Source organism: Bacillota bacterium (assembly GCA_012727955.1).
In the GTDB taxonomy this organism is placed as follows: domain Bacteria; phylum Bacillota; class Limnochordia; order DTU087; family JAAYGB01; genus JAAYGB01.
Map to the genome: position 1 here is coordinate 1 of JAAYGB010000026.1, position 16,238 is coordinate 16,238.

The 16,238-nt window shown below is 51.2% G+C and carries 15 protein-coding genes and 2 tRNA genes; 12 read left to right on the top strand and 5 right to left on the bottom strand.

What is annotated here, in order from left to right; genetic code table 11:
* Positions 1–21: 21 nt before the first annotated feature.
* From GX030_05555 to GX030_05600, 10 genes are all read left to right on the top strand, one after another.
* Positions 22–96, top strand: a tRNA-Asn gene (locus GX030_05555).
* A gap of 277 nt (positions 97–373) precedes the next feature.
* The gene (locus GX030_05560; GenBank protein NLV91848.1) at positions 374–589 is read left to right on the top strand and encodes an AtpZ/AtpI family protein; all 216 of its coding nucleotides are present in this window, start codon (positions 374–376) and stop codon (positions 587–589) included.
* 4 nt (positions 590–593) lie between these two features.
* Positions 594–986 carry a hypothetical protein gene (locus GX030_05565; protein NLV91849.1) on the top strand — a complete coding sequence of 131 codons (393 nt, stop codon included), beginning with the start codon at positions 594–596 and terminating at the stop codon, positions 984–986.
* Positions 970–1,656, top strand: a complete 687-nt coding sequence (locus tag GX030_05570; GenBank protein NLV91850.1) for a F0F1 ATP synthase subunit A — start codon at positions 970–972, stop codon at positions 1,654–1,656. Before GX030_05565 ends, GX030_05570 begins: the two co-directional genes overlap by 17 nt.
* 110 nt (positions 1,657–1,766) lie before the next feature.
* Positions 1,767–2,024, top strand: a complete 258-nt coding sequence (gene atpE, locus GX030_05575) for an ATP synthase F0 subunit C (protein ID NLV91851.1) — start codon at positions 1,767–1,769, stop codon at positions 2,022–2,024.
* A gap of 44 nt (positions 2,025–2,068) precedes the next feature.
* Positions 2,069–2,503 carry an ATP synthase F0 subunit B gene (locus tag GX030_05580; GenBank protein ID NLV91852.1) on the top strand — a complete coding sequence of 145 codons (435 nt, stop codon included), beginning with the start codon at positions 2,069–2,071 and terminating at the stop codon, positions 2,501–2,503.
* Positions 2,504–2,648: 145 nt separating this feature from the next.
* Positions 2,649–4,331: a ribulokinase gene (locus GX030_05585; protein NLV91853.1), complete on the top strand. Its 1,683-nt coding sequence runs from the start codon at positions 2,649–2,651 to the stop codon at positions 4,329–4,331.
* Between the two features lie 79 nt (positions 4,332–4,410).
* Positions 4,411–5,748, top strand: a complete 1,338-nt coding sequence (locus GX030_05590) for a sn-glycerol-1-phosphate dehydrogenase (protein NLV91854.1) — start codon at positions 4,411–4,413, stop codon at positions 5,746–5,748.
* A 138-nt stretch (positions 5,749–5,886) separates the two neighbouring features.
* Positions 5,887–7,656, top strand: coding sequence for a hypothetical protein (locus tag GX030_05595; GenBank protein NLV91855.1), 1,770 nt, complete (start codon positions 5,887–5,889; stop codon positions 7,654–7,656).
* An 86-nt stretch (positions 7,657–7,742) separates the two neighbouring features.
* On the top strand, positions 7,743–8,516 hold the full coding sequence (locus GX030_05600) for a DUF72 domain-containing protein (protein ID NLV91856.1): 774 nt from the start codon (positions 7,743–7,745) through the stop codon (positions 8,514–8,516).
* 90 nt (positions 8,517–8,606) lie between these two features.
* On the opposite strand, the gene GX030_05605 is transcribed toward GX030_05600, so the two are convergent.
* The 3 genes from GX030_05605 to GX030_05615 all read right to left on the bottom strand — a co-directional run bounded on the left by GX030_05605 (position 8,607) and on the right by GX030_05615 (position 11,771).
* Entirely contained in the window at positions 8,607–9,509 is a 903-nt protein-coding gene (locus GX030_05605) for a carbohydrate ABC transporter permease (GenBank protein ID NLV91857.1), read from the bottom strand.
* Between the two features lie 7 nt (positions 9,510–9,516).
* Positions 9,517–10,437: a sugar ABC transporter permease gene (locus GX030_05610; protein ID NLV91858.1), complete on the bottom strand. Its 921-nt coding sequence runs from the start codon at positions 10,435–10,437 to the stop codon at positions 9,517–9,519.
* Positions 10,438–10,499: 62 nt separating this feature from the next.
* On the bottom strand, positions 10,500–11,771 hold the full coding sequence (locus GX030_05615) for a sugar ABC transporter substrate-binding protein (GenBank protein NLV91859.1): 1,272 nt from the start codon (positions 11,769–11,771) through the stop codon (positions 10,500–10,502).
* A 402-nt stretch (positions 11,772–12,173) separates the two neighbouring features.
* On the opposite strand from GX030_05615, the gene GX030_05620 reads away from it, so the two are divergent.
* Entirely contained in the window at positions 12,174–13,385 is a 1,212-nt protein-coding gene (locus GX030_05620; GenBank protein NLV91860.1) for an acetate kinase, read from the top strand.
* 177 nt (positions 13,386–13,562) lie between these two features.
* Entirely contained in the window at positions 13,563–14,408 is an 846-nt protein-coding gene (locus GX030_05625; protein ID NLV91861.1) for a 4-hydroxybenzoate octaprenyltransferase, read from the top strand.
* A 47-nt stretch (positions 14,409–14,455) separates the two neighbouring features.
* On the opposite strand, the gene GX030_05630 is transcribed toward GX030_05625, so the two are convergent.
* Both GX030_05630 and GX030_05635 read right to left on the bottom strand, forming a co-directional pair.
* Complete coding sequence (locus GX030_05630) at positions 14,456–15,874, bottom strand: MATE family efflux transporter (protein NLV91862.1); 1,419 nt, start codon at positions 15,872–15,874, stop codon at positions 14,456–14,458.
* Positions 15,875–16,112: 238 nt separating this feature from the next.
* Positions 16,113–16,199, bottom strand: a tRNA-Leu gene (locus GX030_05635).
* Positions 16,200–16,238: the final 39 nt, after the last annotated feature.

Genomic DNA, 16,238 nt, shown 5'->3' on the forward strand with positions numbered 1-16,238 from the left:
ACGTTGCCGAATACCTTTTAATCCTCGGTAGCTCAATGGTAGAGCACGCGGCTGTTAACCGTGTGGTTGTAGGTTCGAGTCCTACCCGGGGAGCCATAAGCATCGACCTTTGCGGTCGGTGCTTTTTCTTATCTATTTGTGTTCGGGCACTAGTAGTCAGACACTTGCCTCCTTTCAAGCGGCTTGGCGGCAGGGGTATGGTAGGTCAGCGCAGAATCCTGTAATGCAAGGTCTTGGTTGGGGAATACTTAAATGACAAGAATCCTTCGAATTCGTGGGAATTCGAAGGAAGAGTTTTGACTGTATTTCCCAGGTGTGTTATAATCAGTTTGGCAATCAGCGATAAACTTCACGAAGTCAAAGTGGGACGAGAATGCGACTGATAGCGCGATACTTTGCTTTGATCACGGAGATCGGTCTGACCATTGTGGTTACAACCTTAATGGGTTATTACTTAGGAGGTTGGATCGATCGGCGCCTGGATACGGGCATCGTGTTTATGATTATTGGCGTAGTCTTTGGGTTAGTGTCAGGTTTCTACAGTGTCTATCAGCTAGTGGCTCGAGAGATGGATCGACCAGAAAGGTGAAATTATGCATGTGAGGCAATTGCTCAAGGATGTCTTGATCTTCAGTGCGATACCCGCTGGGCTGAGTGCCATCGGGGCTGGGATTTGGCTAGGACTCATTGGAGTCGTTGCCGTTATCGGAGCTTGGCTGATTAGTTCCTTTAATCTGATGCTGCTGTTTAGAGACGGTATTCGTACCCTCGCACAGCCAAAGGGTTTGGTTCGTAAAGTGACGCAGAGGGCGTTTAGAAAGCGGCTTCTCTGGGTAGGACTGTTACTGCTAGGTTTGGATTTTATCCTATCGCCATACTTGAATTCCGTAGTTCTTGGTTTGCTGTTCCTCGTTGTGTATACAAGCGGAATTGTCGTGTTCGCTTGGCTGGTGACGCGGCAGTCCGATTATGAAGTTACCGAGTGAAGGGAGGGGGAAAGTCTTGCCAACGGAGTTATTTGAAGCTCCAAGGGTGGTTTTCCATCTTTTCGGGATACCAATCACCGAGACCGTCCGTAACGGCTGGTTGGTCATGGGTGGGATTTTGGTGATTGCGTTCATCGTGACACGACGATTGAACGACGTGCCGTCGAAGTTGCAAGCCGCGGTGGAGTTACTGGTGGAGGGTCTTCATGGCCTTGTGGCTTCAAACATGAGTGGCGTAGGTAAGGGGTTCGTCAAGTATTTCGGGGCATTAATGTTGTATTTGTACTTGGCGAATATTTCCGGTTTATTTGGAATTCGACCACCTACCGGCGATATCAATGTGACGGTTAGTTTGGCGCTCTTTACCTTTGTTATCAACCATTACATGGGCCTAAAGGCCAATGGTCTGGGTTACATAAAGGGCTTCTTTGAGCCGCTCCCTCTAACACCGTTGAATATTCTTGGTGAATTGGCTCGGCCCGTATCATTGTCGCTGCGTTTGTTTGGGAACATTCTCGGCGGCACTTTACTCGGTGCGATGGTATTTAGTCTCGTCCCGATTGTCTTGCCAGCGGCGTTGAGCCTATACTTCGACTTGGTGTCGGGTTTGATTCAAGCCTTCATCTTTACGATGTTGTCGATGACCTTCATCGCGTTAGCCATGGAGTAATCAGCAGATTTTCTTTGTTGGAGTAGGGCAAAACACTTAGTTTTACTAACATGATTCGAAGCTAACATTGAAAGGGGGGAACCTGGGACGCTCATTCGTCCTGGGGAAAAATGGATTTAGGTCATGCTATTGTTGCAGGAGCAGCACTATTGGGCGCAGGTATTGCTATGGGTATAGGAGCTATCGGTCCTGGTATCGGTGAGGGAATGCCAGCAGCTTCCGCCGTTGAAGGAGTTGCCCGTCAACCTGAGGCAAGAGGTCAAATCATTCCCGTCATGTTGTTGGGTCAGGCAGTAGCCGAGACCACCGGTATCTACTCTTTGGTCATTTCCTTGATCTTGATCGGAATTGCTCGCGGACTTCTCTAGAGCCAGACTAAAAGCAAAATTCGCAGTGTCTGGAGGGAACCGCATTGATTGATATAGTATGGCAAAGTATCGTCATCCATGGTCTGAGTTACCTCATCTTTGCCTTCTTACTGGGTAAGATCCTCTTTGATCCAGTGATGTCACTGATTGAGAAGCGCTCGGAACGGGTCAACAAACTAGTGACTGCAGCTGAGAGGGCGGAGGAAGAGGCAAAGTCGTTGCAGGATTCTCTGGAAAGGCGCCTCTACAGCGCCCGGATCGATGCCGGCACGATCATGGAGGAATTGCGGCTAGCTGCTGAAGCCCAGGGAGAAGAGCAGATTGCTCAGATGAGAGAGAAGGTTCAGCAGTTCCGCGAGGAGAATGCTGCAGAACTCAGCCAGGAAATAGACAAAGCCATGGCAGAAGTGGAGTCCTACGCCAAAGAACTGGGTAGGATGCTCGCTGAGAAGGCTCTTGACAGAAAATTGGTTGCCTAGATTCTCGATTTTTGTCAGGAGACTGCGATGATAACAGTGTGCACAGCAGAAGGATCGAGTTTCGGTCCTTCTTTTTTTGCGCCAGATTCGAACAAGGGTAAGAGGGCTAGTCGCCGAAGCTAAGAAGAAAAGGGAACAGCTGTAGATGGGAGTTGATACTGTGGCCACCAAGTATTCAATTGGAGTGGACTTTGGTACATTATCCGGTCGAGCTGTATTAGTGGATGTCACCAATGGCGACGAAATTGCCCAGAGTGTATACAATTACAGTCATGGGGTAATGGACGAGCGGTTGCCCGATGGTACGGAACTTCCTCCAGACTTCGCACTTCAGGACCCGGCGGATTATATCAGGACGCTGAAAAAGACGATTCCCGACGTCATCTCCCAGGCGGGTATCTCACCCGATGATGTGATCGGCATTGGGATCGATTTTACCGCCTGTACGATTCTCCCCATCGATGCCCAGGGAGTACCCCTGTGTTATCGCTCGGAACTGGCCGGTAATCCCCATGCCTGGGTGAAATTGTGGAAGCACCACGCAGCGCAGGACGAAGCCAACCGCCTCAATGCCATTGCCCAGGAGCGGGGAGAGAGCTTCCTAGAGCGTTACGGAGGGAAGATCTCCTCGGAATGGTTCTTCCCGAAGGTGTGGCAGGTTCTCAATGAAGCGCCAGAGGTGTATGAGCAGACGGATCGGTTCATCGAGGCTGGGGACTGGGTGGTCCTGCAGCTCACTGGAAATGAGCGGCGTAATGCCTGTACGGCAGGGTATAAGGCTATTTGGAGTAAGAGTGAGGGGTATCCCAGCAAGGAGTTCTTCCGAGCACTGGATCCCAGGTTGGAGAATATCGTCGAAGAGAAAATGAGCACCGACATCTACCCCCAGGGCACCCGGGCTGGGACCTTAACGCCAGAGATGGCCAGGGAGTTAGGGTTGTCTCCCCATGTGGCAGTAGCCGTTGCCAATGTCGATGCCCATGTCTCTGTCCCGGCTGCGACAATAACGGAGCCAGGAAAGATGTTGGCGATTATGGGCACCTCTATCTGTCACTGCCTGATCAGTGACAAACAGGTACCTGTGGAAGGGATTTGCGGCGTGGTAGAAGATGGGATCCTACCGGGGTACTATGGATATGAGGCAGGGCAGGCTGCTGTCGGCGATATTTTCGGGTGGTTCGTTGACAATGCCGTGCCGGAAGAATATAGTAAAGAGGCAGAAGCTCGGGGATTGACCCTTCACCAGCTGCTGGAGGAAAAGGCAGCTAGACTCCGGGTAGGGGAAAGCGGTCTGTTGGCTTTGGACTGGTGGAATGGAAATCGTTCGACGCTGGTCGATGCTGATTTAAGCGGACTGATCCTTGGAATGAATCTGAATACCACGCCGGAGGAAGTTTATCGGGCTTTGATTGAAGCTACAGCCTTTGGCACCCGGGTAATCGTCGAAGCCTTCCGGGATGCTGGGATTCCCATCGATGAGTTTTATGCCTGTGGCGGTCTTCCGGAAAAAAACGCTTTACTAATGCAGATTTATGCCGATGTTATTAATATGGAGATCAAGGTGTCAGCTTCCTCCCAAACTCCGGCCCTGGGAGCAGCTATGTTTGGTGCCGTAGCCGCTGGAGTGGAAGCAGGTGGGTACGCCACCATTACTGATGCTGCTCAGGCGATGGCCCGAGTCAAGGCCACCAGCTATTCGCCCATTCCGGAAAACGCAGCGATATACGACAAGATTTATCAAGAGTACAAGCGGCTGTACGATTACTTTGGTCGCGGCGAAAACGATGTGATGAAGAGGCTGAGGCAGATCAGAGCAGAGGCCAAGTAGGAAGATCGGGAGGCATGGGATTGAGTAGGAGCCATAGCGCCATCATGGCTCCTTTTCTGTGATTAGGGGGATGATGGGCTTGAGCATGCAGGATCTAATTCGACGGATCAATGCTGTGAAATGTTCCTGTGGGCGAGAACATCGCCAGGATATCGAGGTAGTATCGGTGGGAAACACCGCGCTAGCAGATCTGGCGGAATACTTAGAGCACCAAGACTGGAAATCCCTGGCGGTGATCGCCGATGCCAATACTGCTGAGGTGGGCAAAGGGGCAATTTGTCATTACTTACCGAAGACCCTTGACATCCAGTGGATTCAACTGGAAACGCCCAGTGACAAGCCCTTGGTACCCGACGAAGGGGCTGTCGGGAGAATACTGATGGAAATTCCTCCTGACTGTCAGGTTATGGTTGCCTTGGGAGCCGGGACGATTAATGACCTGGTTCGATTTGTCTCCGCTCGGATCGGCTTACCCTTTATCAGTGTCCCTACCGCTCCTTCCATGGATGGATATGCCTCCAGTGTGGCTCCTTTACACCTGGGGAATTTCAAGAAGACCTTTTCCGCCCATGCTCCCAGAGCCATCTTTGCCGACAGTGGTATCCTAGCGACTGCTCCGGCTCACATGGTGGCAGCGGGTTTTGGCGATATTGTCGGGAAGGTGACTGCTCGCTTTGACTGGCAGATGTCCCATACAATCACCGGTGAGTATTACTGCACCTATCCTCAGGAGCTGATGGACGAGGCTGTTAGGGCTTGTCTATCCGGTGCCAAGGAAGTGGGTGAAGGTAGTCCCAAGCTGCTTGAGGCCCTAACCGAGGCCTTAATTCTATCCGGTATCGCTATCATGTTGACCGGTAACTCTCGACCGGCCTCGGGGCCGGAGCACCTCCTTGCGCACTATTGGGAAGTACAAGCGGGTCTGCAGGGAAAGGAAGACGCCTTGCATGGGGCCAAAGTAGGAGTTGCAACTCCCATTTGTCTTGCCTTTATCAAGAAGTTGTTTGCTTTGTCGGAGGCTGAGCTGCGCCCCATATATACCATTAATCCTGGGCTGAGAGAGCAGAAAGTGCGGGAGGAATACCAAGGAGTCAGTGAACAGGTTATTTCCGAGGCCCAAGCAAAGTGGTTTGCACCGGAGTCACTGCGGCAGTTACAGCAGAATGCGGTGAAACACTGGTCTCAGCTACAGCGGCTGGCTGAGCAGCTACCCCAACCTCAGAAGATGATCAAGCAGCTGCGGGTGGTAAAGGGCCCAGCCTTTGTTGACGAAATTGGGATAAGTCGCGAGGAGCTATATCGGGCACTGCTCTTTTCCCGGGAGATGAGGTCCCGGTTCACTGTCTTCGATCTTGCTGGGTGCATGGGCGTGCTGGAGGAAATAGCCGAGCAAGTAGCGGAAGAATATGCCGGATGATTTCGCTGCGGGGCTTGTTCTTAACAATTCTAAGAAGGATTTATTAACCAATAATGGAAAGACTAGAGATCGTGGAATTGTATAGAGGTTGTTGTAGGAATGATGCGGCGGGCATTGTTCATTGGGGAGGTGAGGGCGGTGACTCGGTGGAGGACGGGGAATAAAAGGACAATCGGTTTGTTCATTATTTTCGTTGTTGCTGCAGTTTGGTTTGGGTCACCGAGTCTAGCCCAGGCTAGCTCCCTTCGCACCACAGTTACCGCAGCGTTGACGGACCTGTTTCAAGGGGCAGTGGAGGTGGGAGATACCCAGTTAAGGGGCCTAAGTCGTGTCATCGTGCAGGATGTTAAGGTGTTTGATCCCAGGGACGAGACCAAACTGATGTTAAGTGCCGATACTGTGTCCTTTAACTTTAGTTTACTGGGATTGATTCTTAACTTGAACCATGTCAGTGGTGCCTTGACGGGTATAGAATTGGATAACCCAGTCCTGAATATCGAACGGGAGGAGCGGGGTTGGAACTTAAATCGTCTGGTTAATCTCAAGGACAATCAGACAAAACGCCCTCTGGAGCTGCTATTAACGGTCCGTAACGGCGTCTTCGTGTTTCGGGGCTTTGAGTTTGGCCAAGAGGAGATACCCGTTCAGCTCGACGGTTCCTTGGAGATCGATGCAGATCTGCTGGCGTTGAGACAGGTGAGGGTTGGACTCTTTGGAGCGGAGTTAACGGGAAATGGGATCATCGGTGTTGATGACACCAACGTCACCCTGGAGTCCAATGAAGTAGATTTTGCCAGCTTTGTACAGCATTTCCCCCAATTCTCGGATTTGGGGCTAGAGGGTACCGCTAAGATTCAGGCGACGATGGCGGGACCGGTCTTTGATCCCGTTGTCGAAGGTAGCCTTCGTATTGAAAAGGGTGCCCTGCAGACCCCTCTATTTGACAATGCCACCTATAGAGTGGATTTGTTGCAGGGAGATTTCCGCTATAGTAAAGGCGAAATGTACGTCCACAACCTGGCGATGCGAAAGGATGATTCCACCATCGCTGTTGCGGGAACAGTGGGCTTGGATGGAAGCCTGAAACTGGCGACCACAATGGAAAGCTTTGACATAGCGGCTAGTATTCCCAAGGCCCTCGACAGTGGCATTAGCGGCTTAGCCAATTTCAAGGGAACTCTGACGGGCTCCTTTAAGGATCCACTGCTCCAGGGTGAAGTATCACTGGCCCAAGGGGGAGTATTCTTAGGCAGACCGGTGGATAGAGTTCGCGGTAACATCAGTTTGTCCACCCGGAAGTTGACTGTAAACAACTTAGTGCTGCAGCAGGAGTCCGCTCGTTATCGGCTTTCCGGTGAAATGCAGTTTCGGGGTCTAACGATGGTGAATTTTGCTCTTGACCTCGAGTCTGGAAATCCCCGGGATGTTCTAGCTGTCTTGGGCTATGAGGCTGATTTTGGTGGTCGAGTGAGCGGCAAGTTACAGTTTGTCGGTCCCGTCTGGAATCCCGATATCTATGGCGATGTGAAATTGCATGGTGGAACCCTATGGGGTCATACCTTCGATGAAACCCAGGCTACCTTTTCCATTTCCCGGGATAGGATAGTGATCTCAGAGGGGAGAAGTACCTACCTTGACGGTGTAATTACCTTTCGAGGTGGTGGGGTCCGAGGGGAACCCTTGCGATTGGATGTACAGGCCAGCAGGTGGCAATGGGGGACCATTGACTCACTCTTGACTGAAGGCTCCGACCAACAGATTCCCTCGGAGGGAGAAGTGGTGAATTTGACCGGGCGAGCCTATTTATCAGGGACTTTGGCGAGGCCCGAGGCCACCATTGAGGCCGTCGTTTCCGATACCACCGCTAAGGAGTACCACTTGAACCTGGAAATTGGCAGCCGAAACTAATAGATCAACCTGTGGGAAATAAGCTCCTCGGATTCTTCGGGGGGCTTTTTGCCTCTCTGGCTATGGAAAAGAAGGAGGATAGCGCGATGATTATCGTAGGAACCGCAGGATACTCCTATCGGGATTGGGTGGGGCCTGTCTATCCAGAAGGCACCCAGGATAAGGACATGTTGACCCATTATGCCCAGGAGTTCTCCTTTACCGAGATAAACTCTAGCTTCTACCGGATGCCCAACAGGTTCATGCTTGATAACATGCAGAAGAAGACACCCGATGATTTCCGCTTTGCGGTCAAGGTCTTTCGAGGTTTCACCCACGAGCGAGAGGGTATTGTTGAGCTGGGCCCCGTCTTTCAGGAAGCCCTAGAACCCCTGCGGGAGACGGGGAAGTTAGCCTGCGTCTTGGCTCAGTTCCCAAATAGTTTCCGTAACGAAAGGGAGAATCGACGGCACCTAGTCACATTGCGCCAGGTCTTAGGTGACCTTCCCGTGGTAGTAGAGTTTCGTCACCGCAGTTGGGCAGAGACGGAGGCCGTCTTTCCCTTCCTGGATGACTTGGGTTTCGGTCTTGTTTGTGTCGATGCTCCCAAATTGGCCAGTCTTTTTCCCGATATCCTGCGAGTTACCGGTAACATTGCCTATGTACGCTTTCACGGTCGCAATGCTGCCAAGTGGTGGAAGCATCAGGAGGCCTATGAGCGATATGACTACCTATACTCTCCCGAGGAGCTAGAGGAATGGGTGCCGAAATTGCGCTCTCTGGCCAGCCAAGCTGATTCCGTGTATGCAGTGATGAACAACCACTATCAAGGGAAAGCCTACCTAAACGCACAGCAGTTGCGTGCACTACTGCAGGGATAAGAAGAGCCAAGACCAGGTAGTCAACCTAGTCTTGGCTCTTCGCCTAACGTGCTGGCAAATTCAGGAGGCGTATCTTCTTTGGGGCCAAATCTATCCCTTGATCCCCGACATGACAACACCTTGAATAAAGTAGCGTTGTGCAAAGAAGAAGAGAAGCAAGCACGGTAGTGCAATCAGGATCGATGCCGCCATCAGCTGGTTCCACATCACTATTCCAGACACGGCATAGTTGGTCCGCAGGGACGCCAGTCCCAGTGTCAGGGTGAACAGTTTGCTGTCTCTGATATAGATCAGTGGTGACAGGAATGCGTTCCAATGAGCCATAAAGGTGAAGATGGCCACAGTAGCCAAGGCCGGTTTCGCCAGTGGCAAGATGATTTCCCAGAAGATCCGAAAGGTACTGCACCCGTCGATAATCGCGGCTTCGTCCAGTTCCCGGGGAATTGTCAAGAAGAATTGACGGAGCAGGAAGATATAAAAGGCTCCTCCCACGGCAAAGAAGGGCGGCACCGTTAAGGGCTTAAAGGTATTTACCCAACCTAGTCTGGTGAAGATGAGATACATCGGCACCATGGTAACCTGGTAGGGCAACATCATGGTTGAGAGCAAGACGACAAACCAGAAGTTACGTCCCGGCCACTGCAGGCGGGCGAAGGAAAAAGCCACCAACGACGTGGACAGCAGCGTACCGATCAGACCCATTGCAGTCAAATAAATGGTGTTCCAGGCCCATCGCTGCCAATCGGAGCTGGTAATGATCTTGATATAATTGTCCCAGACCGCGGGCGATGGGATCCAGATCGGTGGATCAGCAAAGGTCTGAATATCTGTCTTGATGGAGGTAGAGACCATCCACAAAAGGGGTGCAATGTACAAAAGGGCACCTAGACTGAGGATGATAAACACCAGGATTTTCTTGATGGCATCAATTCGCTGGCGTCTTTTCTTGAGTTGTCTAGCCTGTTCCGCCGTTGAAATTGTTTGCTTGACCACTTTCTCCTTACCCCCTGTCCGCAAGTTCGTAGTATACCCAGCGGTTAGCGAACTTGAATTGGATTAGCGTCAAGATTAGGATGATAGCAAAGAGCACCCACGCCAAGGCCGATGCATATCCCATCTTGAGCCACTTGAAGGCGTTGTAGTACAGGTACAAAGCATAAAACATCGTTGAGTTCATCGGCCCACCTTCAGTCATCAGATAGGCTTGCTCAAAGATCTGGAAGGCGTTAATAATTCCCATGATGAGGTTAAAAAAGATAGTGGGCGATAGCATTGGCAGGGTAATTTTCCAAAATTGCCTCCAGGTGCCGGCTCCATCGACGGAGGCTGCATCATAAAGCTCCTGGGGGATTCCCTGCAGTCCTGCCAGGTAGATAACCATACTGGATCCGGCGTACCACAAACTCATCAGGATCAGGGAGGGCTTGGACCAAACCTCACTCTGTAACCATAGAGGAGTGTCATAGATTCCTAAGGCCCATAGAGCTTGGTTAATCAGGCCCGAAGAGGGGTCAAAGAGCCAGAGCCAGAGCATCATCGTTGCTGGCCCAGCTGTTACCGCCGGCAGGTAGTAGAGGGTTCGGAAAACCCTGATTCCACGGATCTTCTGATTCATCATGATTGCGACGACGAGAGATACTACAAGGTAAGAGGGAATTTGAAAAAAGGCGTAAAAAAAGGTGTTGTACAAGGCTTTCCAAAACAGCGGATCGTCAGTGAAGATCACCCGGTAATTGTCAAACCCAATGTAGGACGCCGGTGTGAGAACGTCATAATTGAAGAAGCTCATGACAAAGGAGACTATCATCGGTCCGGCGGTAAAGAGGAAGAACCCTAAGAACCAGGGACTGGCAAATAGGTAACCTTCTATTGTCCTTTTGCGGTTGATCTTGCTACCGAACAAGCCCTTAGGTGACTTCATTTCTTGGACCTCCCTTTTTGGGGCAGGGGGCGCTCAGGCCCCCTGCAGAATGGCTACTTATTCTAATTCAACGCTTCGGCCCAGATTTCGTTAATTCCCTTTTCCATGGTGGCCAGGGCCTCATCGACGGTGATTCTCTGGTTGAGAGCTAGCTCGATGTTGTCCACCATGACCTTCTGGATCCTAGCTGTTTCTGGGAAAGCCGGGAAGGGAACCCCGTACTCATCAAAGACAGCGAGGAACTGTTGGAGGGGACCAAGTTGCAGCCAGTGAGCCTGCTCTGCAGCGCTGCGACGAGGTGGAATCATGAACCAAGTGGCCTCGTTGTACTTGGTGATGTTCTCGGTGGAAATTAGGAACTTCACAAATTCCCAAGCAACGTCGGGATCCTCGGCCTGGGTGGAAATTGCCAACCAGTCGGTGAAGGTCAAGGAGACGCCTCGTACCTTCGAGGGATCGGACACTACATATTTTTCGCCACCGGGTACCGAGATGGCAACGGCCAGACTATCGATCTTGTCCGGTGCATAGGTCTGCACCTGGTTGATGGGACCCTGGTTTCCATACGCAATCACCTGGCGACCCGTTGCGAAGTTGGGAATTGGGCTCTGCGACAACTGGGCTGTGCCCGGAGGGCTAACGACGGACTTACGGTCCACTAGATATTGCAGTGCCGCTTTGCCTTCCGGAGTGTTCAGGCCAGTAGTGCCATCTTCTCTGATGAACTCTCCACCGGCGGCCAGCAGCAGTTGAATCAACTCTTGCCAGGTACCGTCGGGCATTCCCTGACGAAGCATCCGGTTTCCACGACGGTCCGTAGTCTTGGCAGCTGCCTCATGGACCTCTTCCCAGGTCTCCGGTACCTTGGTGATACCGACTTCGTTGAGAATGTCCATGCGGTAGATATTGGCCCGGGGAGCCGTCAGGTAGGGAACCCCGTATTGCTTTCCTTCCCAGAAGGTCACACCCCAAGCTCCGTCATAGAAATCGTCCTTCTCGGGGTAATTGGCGATGTACTCATCGATACAGATCGCCTGTCCCTTGGTCGCCAATTGCCAAGCATACTCGGCACCGGTCTGGAAAATATCCGGAGCAGTGTTACCGGCAAAGGCGGTGAGCAGTTTTTCATCATACTTAGACCATTCTACCCAGGTCATCTTGATTTCAATATCGGGGTGGATCTTATTAAAGGCAGGGATTAATTCTTCTTCGAAAAGCTTCTGGGTGGCCTCGGTCCAGTCTACTAGCCAGACGTCTAAGGTAGCGGCATTGGCAACCCCCAGAGCTGCTATGAGCATCAACGTTACCAAAGAAATAATCAGTGATTTTCTCATCAATCGGTCATCTCCTTTCTAGAATTGCAACCAAGTAAGTGGAAAGTGAGATTTGGCCCAAGATCACCACCCTTGCTTTGGATGCGTCGGATGCAGGTAGAGACTGTGAGCACTGGTTTGTTGTAAAATTGTTACAGTTATTGTTTGTACTACTCTGTCAACACAAAAATCCCTCTAAATAACAGGAGTTCTGAAGAATCAAAAAATGGTGACTCCGATAGGATTGGAAGGCGCTAGATCCTTGACCTTGATGGGGAAAGGGAAACAGCAGCAGGAGATTTCGCTGCTAATTCGAATTAACTAAGAGGTTGTCCTAATTTGTGAGGACTTTCCCTAAGGAAAAAGTTAAGCAGTAGTGATTGCAAAGCTTGACGTTAAACTTATAGAAGGCAGGTTGAGTCATTGAAAGTACTGGTTCTAAATAGTGGAAGTTCGTCGCTGAAGTATCGTGTTTTTGATATGACCGATGAATCGGTCTTGGCCAGTGGCTTAGTAGAACGAATTGGATTAACGGGAATACAACAGATTACCCACGAGCGTACCGGGGCTGACAAGGTTACCGTGGAGAAGGACATTCCCAACCATAAGCAGGCTTTGAGCGACGTGTTCGAATTGCTCACCGACAGTGAACATGGTGTTCTTACCAGCTTATCCGATGTACATGCCGTAGGGCATCGGGTATTGCACGGTAAGGAAGCCTTTAAGGATTCGGTGTTGGTAGACCGTGATGTGGTGAGCACCTTGAAGGATTTTGTTGAGATGGGTCCGCTACATATGCCGGCCAATATCGGTGGCATTGAGGCTTGTCTAGAGATCTTAGGTGATTCCGTTCCCCAGGTGGCGGTATTTGACACCGCCTTCCATCAGACGATGCCGGAGTACGCTTACACCTACGCCATCCCCTATGAGATGTACGAGAAGTATGGCGTCCGTCGCTATGGATTCCACGGCACCTCTCATAAGTATCTAACCCAAAGAGCTGCGGAAATTCTCGGTAAGTCCCTTGATGAAATTAACTTGATCACTGCCCATATGGGAAATGGTTGCAGCATCACCGCTGTTGAGAAGGGCAAGTGTATCGATACTTCCATGGGACTAACTCCCTTAGAGGGTCTAGTAATGGGAACCCGCAGCGGTGACCTCGATCCGGCAGTGCTTCCCTTCTTAGGCGATAAGTTGGGTCTAGGACTGGCAGAACTCGATGAGTTCCTCAACAAGAAGAGTGGACTACTGGGAATTTCTGGTCTCAGCAATGATATGCGGGATATCCATCGGGCAAGGAAGGAAGGCAATAGCCGAGCTCAGTTAGCCTTTGACATGTTTGTGTACCGCCTGGCCAAGTACGTGGGAGCCTACTACGTAGCCTTGGGTGGGAAGGTCGACGCCTTGGTCTTCGCCGGTGGCATTGGTGAAAACGACGATGAACTCCGGGCTGCCGCCTGCGAGAAATTGTCGGGACTGGGTATTGTCCTGGATGAGTCGGTGAATACCGGTCTGCGTGGAAAAGAGGCTACCATTTCAGCGTCGGAGTCTAAGATCCGAGTGATGACTCTGCCCACCAACGAAGAACTGATGATTGCTCGGGATACCAAGCGCCTAGCGGAAGGTAAGTAACGAAGAATATTCTTTATGATAATACAGGACCACCTAGCATCAGGGGAGATCAGCCCGCTGTTGCCTGGGTGGTCCTTTTCTTGTGGGTGGAGGCTTTGCCAATTCTGAGCCATGGGTATTGCCCCGGAGCCAGAGGGAAAACTATTAGGTGAGGATTTCAGTGACTGGAGTGATCTGGTGCAACGGGCCATCCATTTACTTCGCGTAATTCGTCCCGCCCACACCTTATTTGCGCTGCCCTTTGCCTACCTGGGAGCAATTCTGGGCTCTTCCGGTTTACCCAGTGCCAACCAACTAGGTTGGATCACTGTCGCGATGTTTGCTGCGCGCAGTTTTGCTATGGCCTGGAATCGGTGGATTGATCGGGATATTGACGCGCTCAATCCCCGAACGGCTCACAGGGAGATTCCCGCAGGGCTGGTGAGCGGTAAAGACATTGCTTGGGTAATTGGCGGTTCTCTCCTGCTACTGTTGGTAGCGGCCTGGCGACTACATCCCATTTGTCTAAGGGTCTATCCCTTAGCGGTAGCCATTCCCTGGGCCTATTCCTACACCAAGCGGTTTACCTATCTGAGCCATTGGGTACTGGGACTCTCCTTGGCCTTTGGACCCATTGGCGCGTGGCTGGCAGTAGCGGGTAACTTACCTGCCGTCGCCTATACTTGGGCAGCAGCGGTGGTTCTTTGGGTGGCGGGATTTGACATTTTCTATCAGGCCCAGGATGTTCACTTTGATCGTGCCCATGGCCTGTATTCCATCCCGGCCTGCTTTGGCATCCATCGGGCCGTCAACATTGCTGTTTTCTTGCATGTCCTCAGTTGGGGTCTGTTGGTGTTAGGGGGGATTCAGTCGAATTTGGGCAAATGGCATTACCTGGGGATAATTGCTGTGGCCTTGCTCTTTGGTGCGGAGTATCTATTTGTTCGGAGTCGCAGTCCGGAAGGATTTGCTAGGGCCTTTCAGATCAATCTACTGGTAAGCGTTGTCCTGTTGGTCTTTACCGGCCTGGATCTTTTGCTGTAAACCTATGAAAAAACCCCATCGGAAGAAACTTCCGCTGGGGTTTTTCCTTAAGCTTCTTGTGCGTCTAGCTCATCTTGAAGGCCGGATAAAGCCCGGCCCCGTTTCTTCCAAGTTCCCTTCCTATAGTAAAGGGTAGTGATCACTGCTCCCAGAGTCCAAGAGGTCAACAGTGAAATAAAGATCGACTCGGGCCTGCCCGTTGGATACAGTTCACTTCTGGTAAGGTAGGCCAGTCCATAGGCAATGGGAACCCGCAGCAGGACGGTGGTCATGATGGAAATCCACATGGGGGTAATGGTATCACCGGCGCCTCGCATTACGCCCGATAGGCATTGGGTAACGGCCATGGCGATGTACCCTACGGCTAGAAGGCGGAGCATACGCATACTGAAGTCAATCAGTTCCGTCGTATCGGTGAAGACGCTCATTATATAACGGCCGAAGAACAACAACAGGATGGTGATTATAGTCGACACTGCGACGGCGATCTTCGTACCTTCCTTAGTCCCTTGCTGGACTCGATCGAACCTACGGGCACCGACGTTCTGACCTGTAAAGGTGGTCATGGCACTGCCAAAGGAGAAGTTGGGCATCATGGCAAAGCCATCCACCCGCATTACAATCACATTACAGGCAATCACCAGTTCACCAAAGCTGTTGGTTAAGGATTGGACAACGATCATGGCCAGGGAGAACACAGCTTGGGTCAAACCCGAAGGCAGCCCCAGTTTCAAGACCGTTAAAGAATCCTTTTTGGTTAGCTTGAGCATGGACCAGTTCAAAGTGAAGTTATCCTTCATTTTGAGCAGTTTGAGCAGACAGAGAAGGGCCGATATTCCCTGAGCAATAACCGTGGCCAAGGCGACTCCGGGAACTCCCATGCCAAAGCCAGCAACAAACCAAATATCTAGACCGATATTAAGTGCTGTGGAAATGAGCAGAAATAACAGTGCCGAAAGGGAATCGCCCATTCCCCGCAATACACCAGACAAAATATTGTAGAAAGCGAAGCCAAAACTGCCGAGGAAGAAAATGTTTAAGTAATCGGCACACCAATCAATAATCGTCGGGGGTGTATTGAGAAACCGCAGCAGCGGCCGACTCACCAATGGTCCAAGGAGCATGATCACCGTTGAAACAATGGCCGTCAGGGTGATACATGTGCCAACAGTCCTGGAAAGCTGTTCTCGATCCTTTGCTCCAAAGTGCTGGGAGACCAGGATCCCAGCTCCTACGGAAACACCCACAAAAAGCACCAACAGGAGATGGAGGACGGGTCCGGCGCTGCCTACTGCAGCCAGTGCGTTGTCACCGATGTACTTGCCAACAACGATCGAGTCTGCGGTATTGTAAAATTGTTGAGCCACATTACCGATGAGCAGCGGAATAGAGAACTCCACAATTCTCTTCCACGGTGGCCCTTCGGTCATGTCCCTTGGTGCAAAAAGCGAACTGATTCTTGCCATGCTTTACCTCCTCGAAATAGAACAAAAAAATCTAGAAGCCGAAAATTCGGCTTCTACTATGTTCGTTATGATGTCTTAATCCTAATACTACTGTTCCGTTGATCCCGCGTCAATAACGGGATGTATCTTCCTTCAGCCTTGATTACTGAACACGAGCTAAGACGCCTGCTTCTTCCCCCTTTTGCCCGACACAAAAAACCCCACCAGAAATCAAATTCTAGTGGGGGTTTTTGTGTTATGGTGCCGAAGGTGGGATTCGAACCCACACGGCCGTGCGGCCACTGCGCCCTGAACGCAGCGCGTCTGCCAGTTCCACCACTTCGGCACAGAGCTTTTTACTATCTTCGGTGCCTCACCGACAATA

Bases quoted from the DNA above. Each gene is read 5' to 3' on its own strand.
- GX030_05600 (NLV91856.1), top strand. From the start codon at position 7,743: ATGATTATCGTAGGAACCGCAGGATACTCCTATCGGGATTGGGTGGGG.
- atpE (NLV91851.1), top strand. From the start codon at position 1,767: ATGGATTTAGGTCATGCTATTGTTGCAGGAGCAGCACTATTGGGCGCA.
- GX030_05560 (NLV91848.1), top strand. From the start codon at position 374: ATGCGACTGATAGCGCGATACTTTGCTTTGATCACGGAGATCGGTCTG.
- GX030_05615 (NLV91859.1), bottom strand. From the start codon at position 11,771: ATGAGAAAATCACTGATTATTTCTTTGGTAACGTTGATGCTCATAGCA.
- GX030_05610 (NLV91858.1), bottom strand. From the start codon at position 10,437: ATGAAGTCACCTAAGGGCTTGTTCGGTAGCAAGATCAACCGCAAAAGG.
- GX030_05630 (NLV91862.1), bottom strand. From the start codon at position 15,874: ATGGCAAGAATCAGTTCGCTTTTTGCACCAAGGGACATGACCGAAGGG.
- GX030_05585 (NLV91853.1), top strand. From the start codon at position 2,649: ATGGGAGTTGATACTGTGGCCACCAAGTATTCAATTGGAGTGGACTTT.
- GX030_05570 (NLV91850.1), top strand. From the start codon at position 970: ATGAAGTTACCGAGTGAAGGGAGGGGGAAAGTCTTGCCAACGGAGTTA.
- GX030_05565 (NLV91849.1), top strand. From the start codon at position 594: ATGCATGTGAGGCAATTGCTCAAGGATGTCTTGATCTTCAGTGCGATA.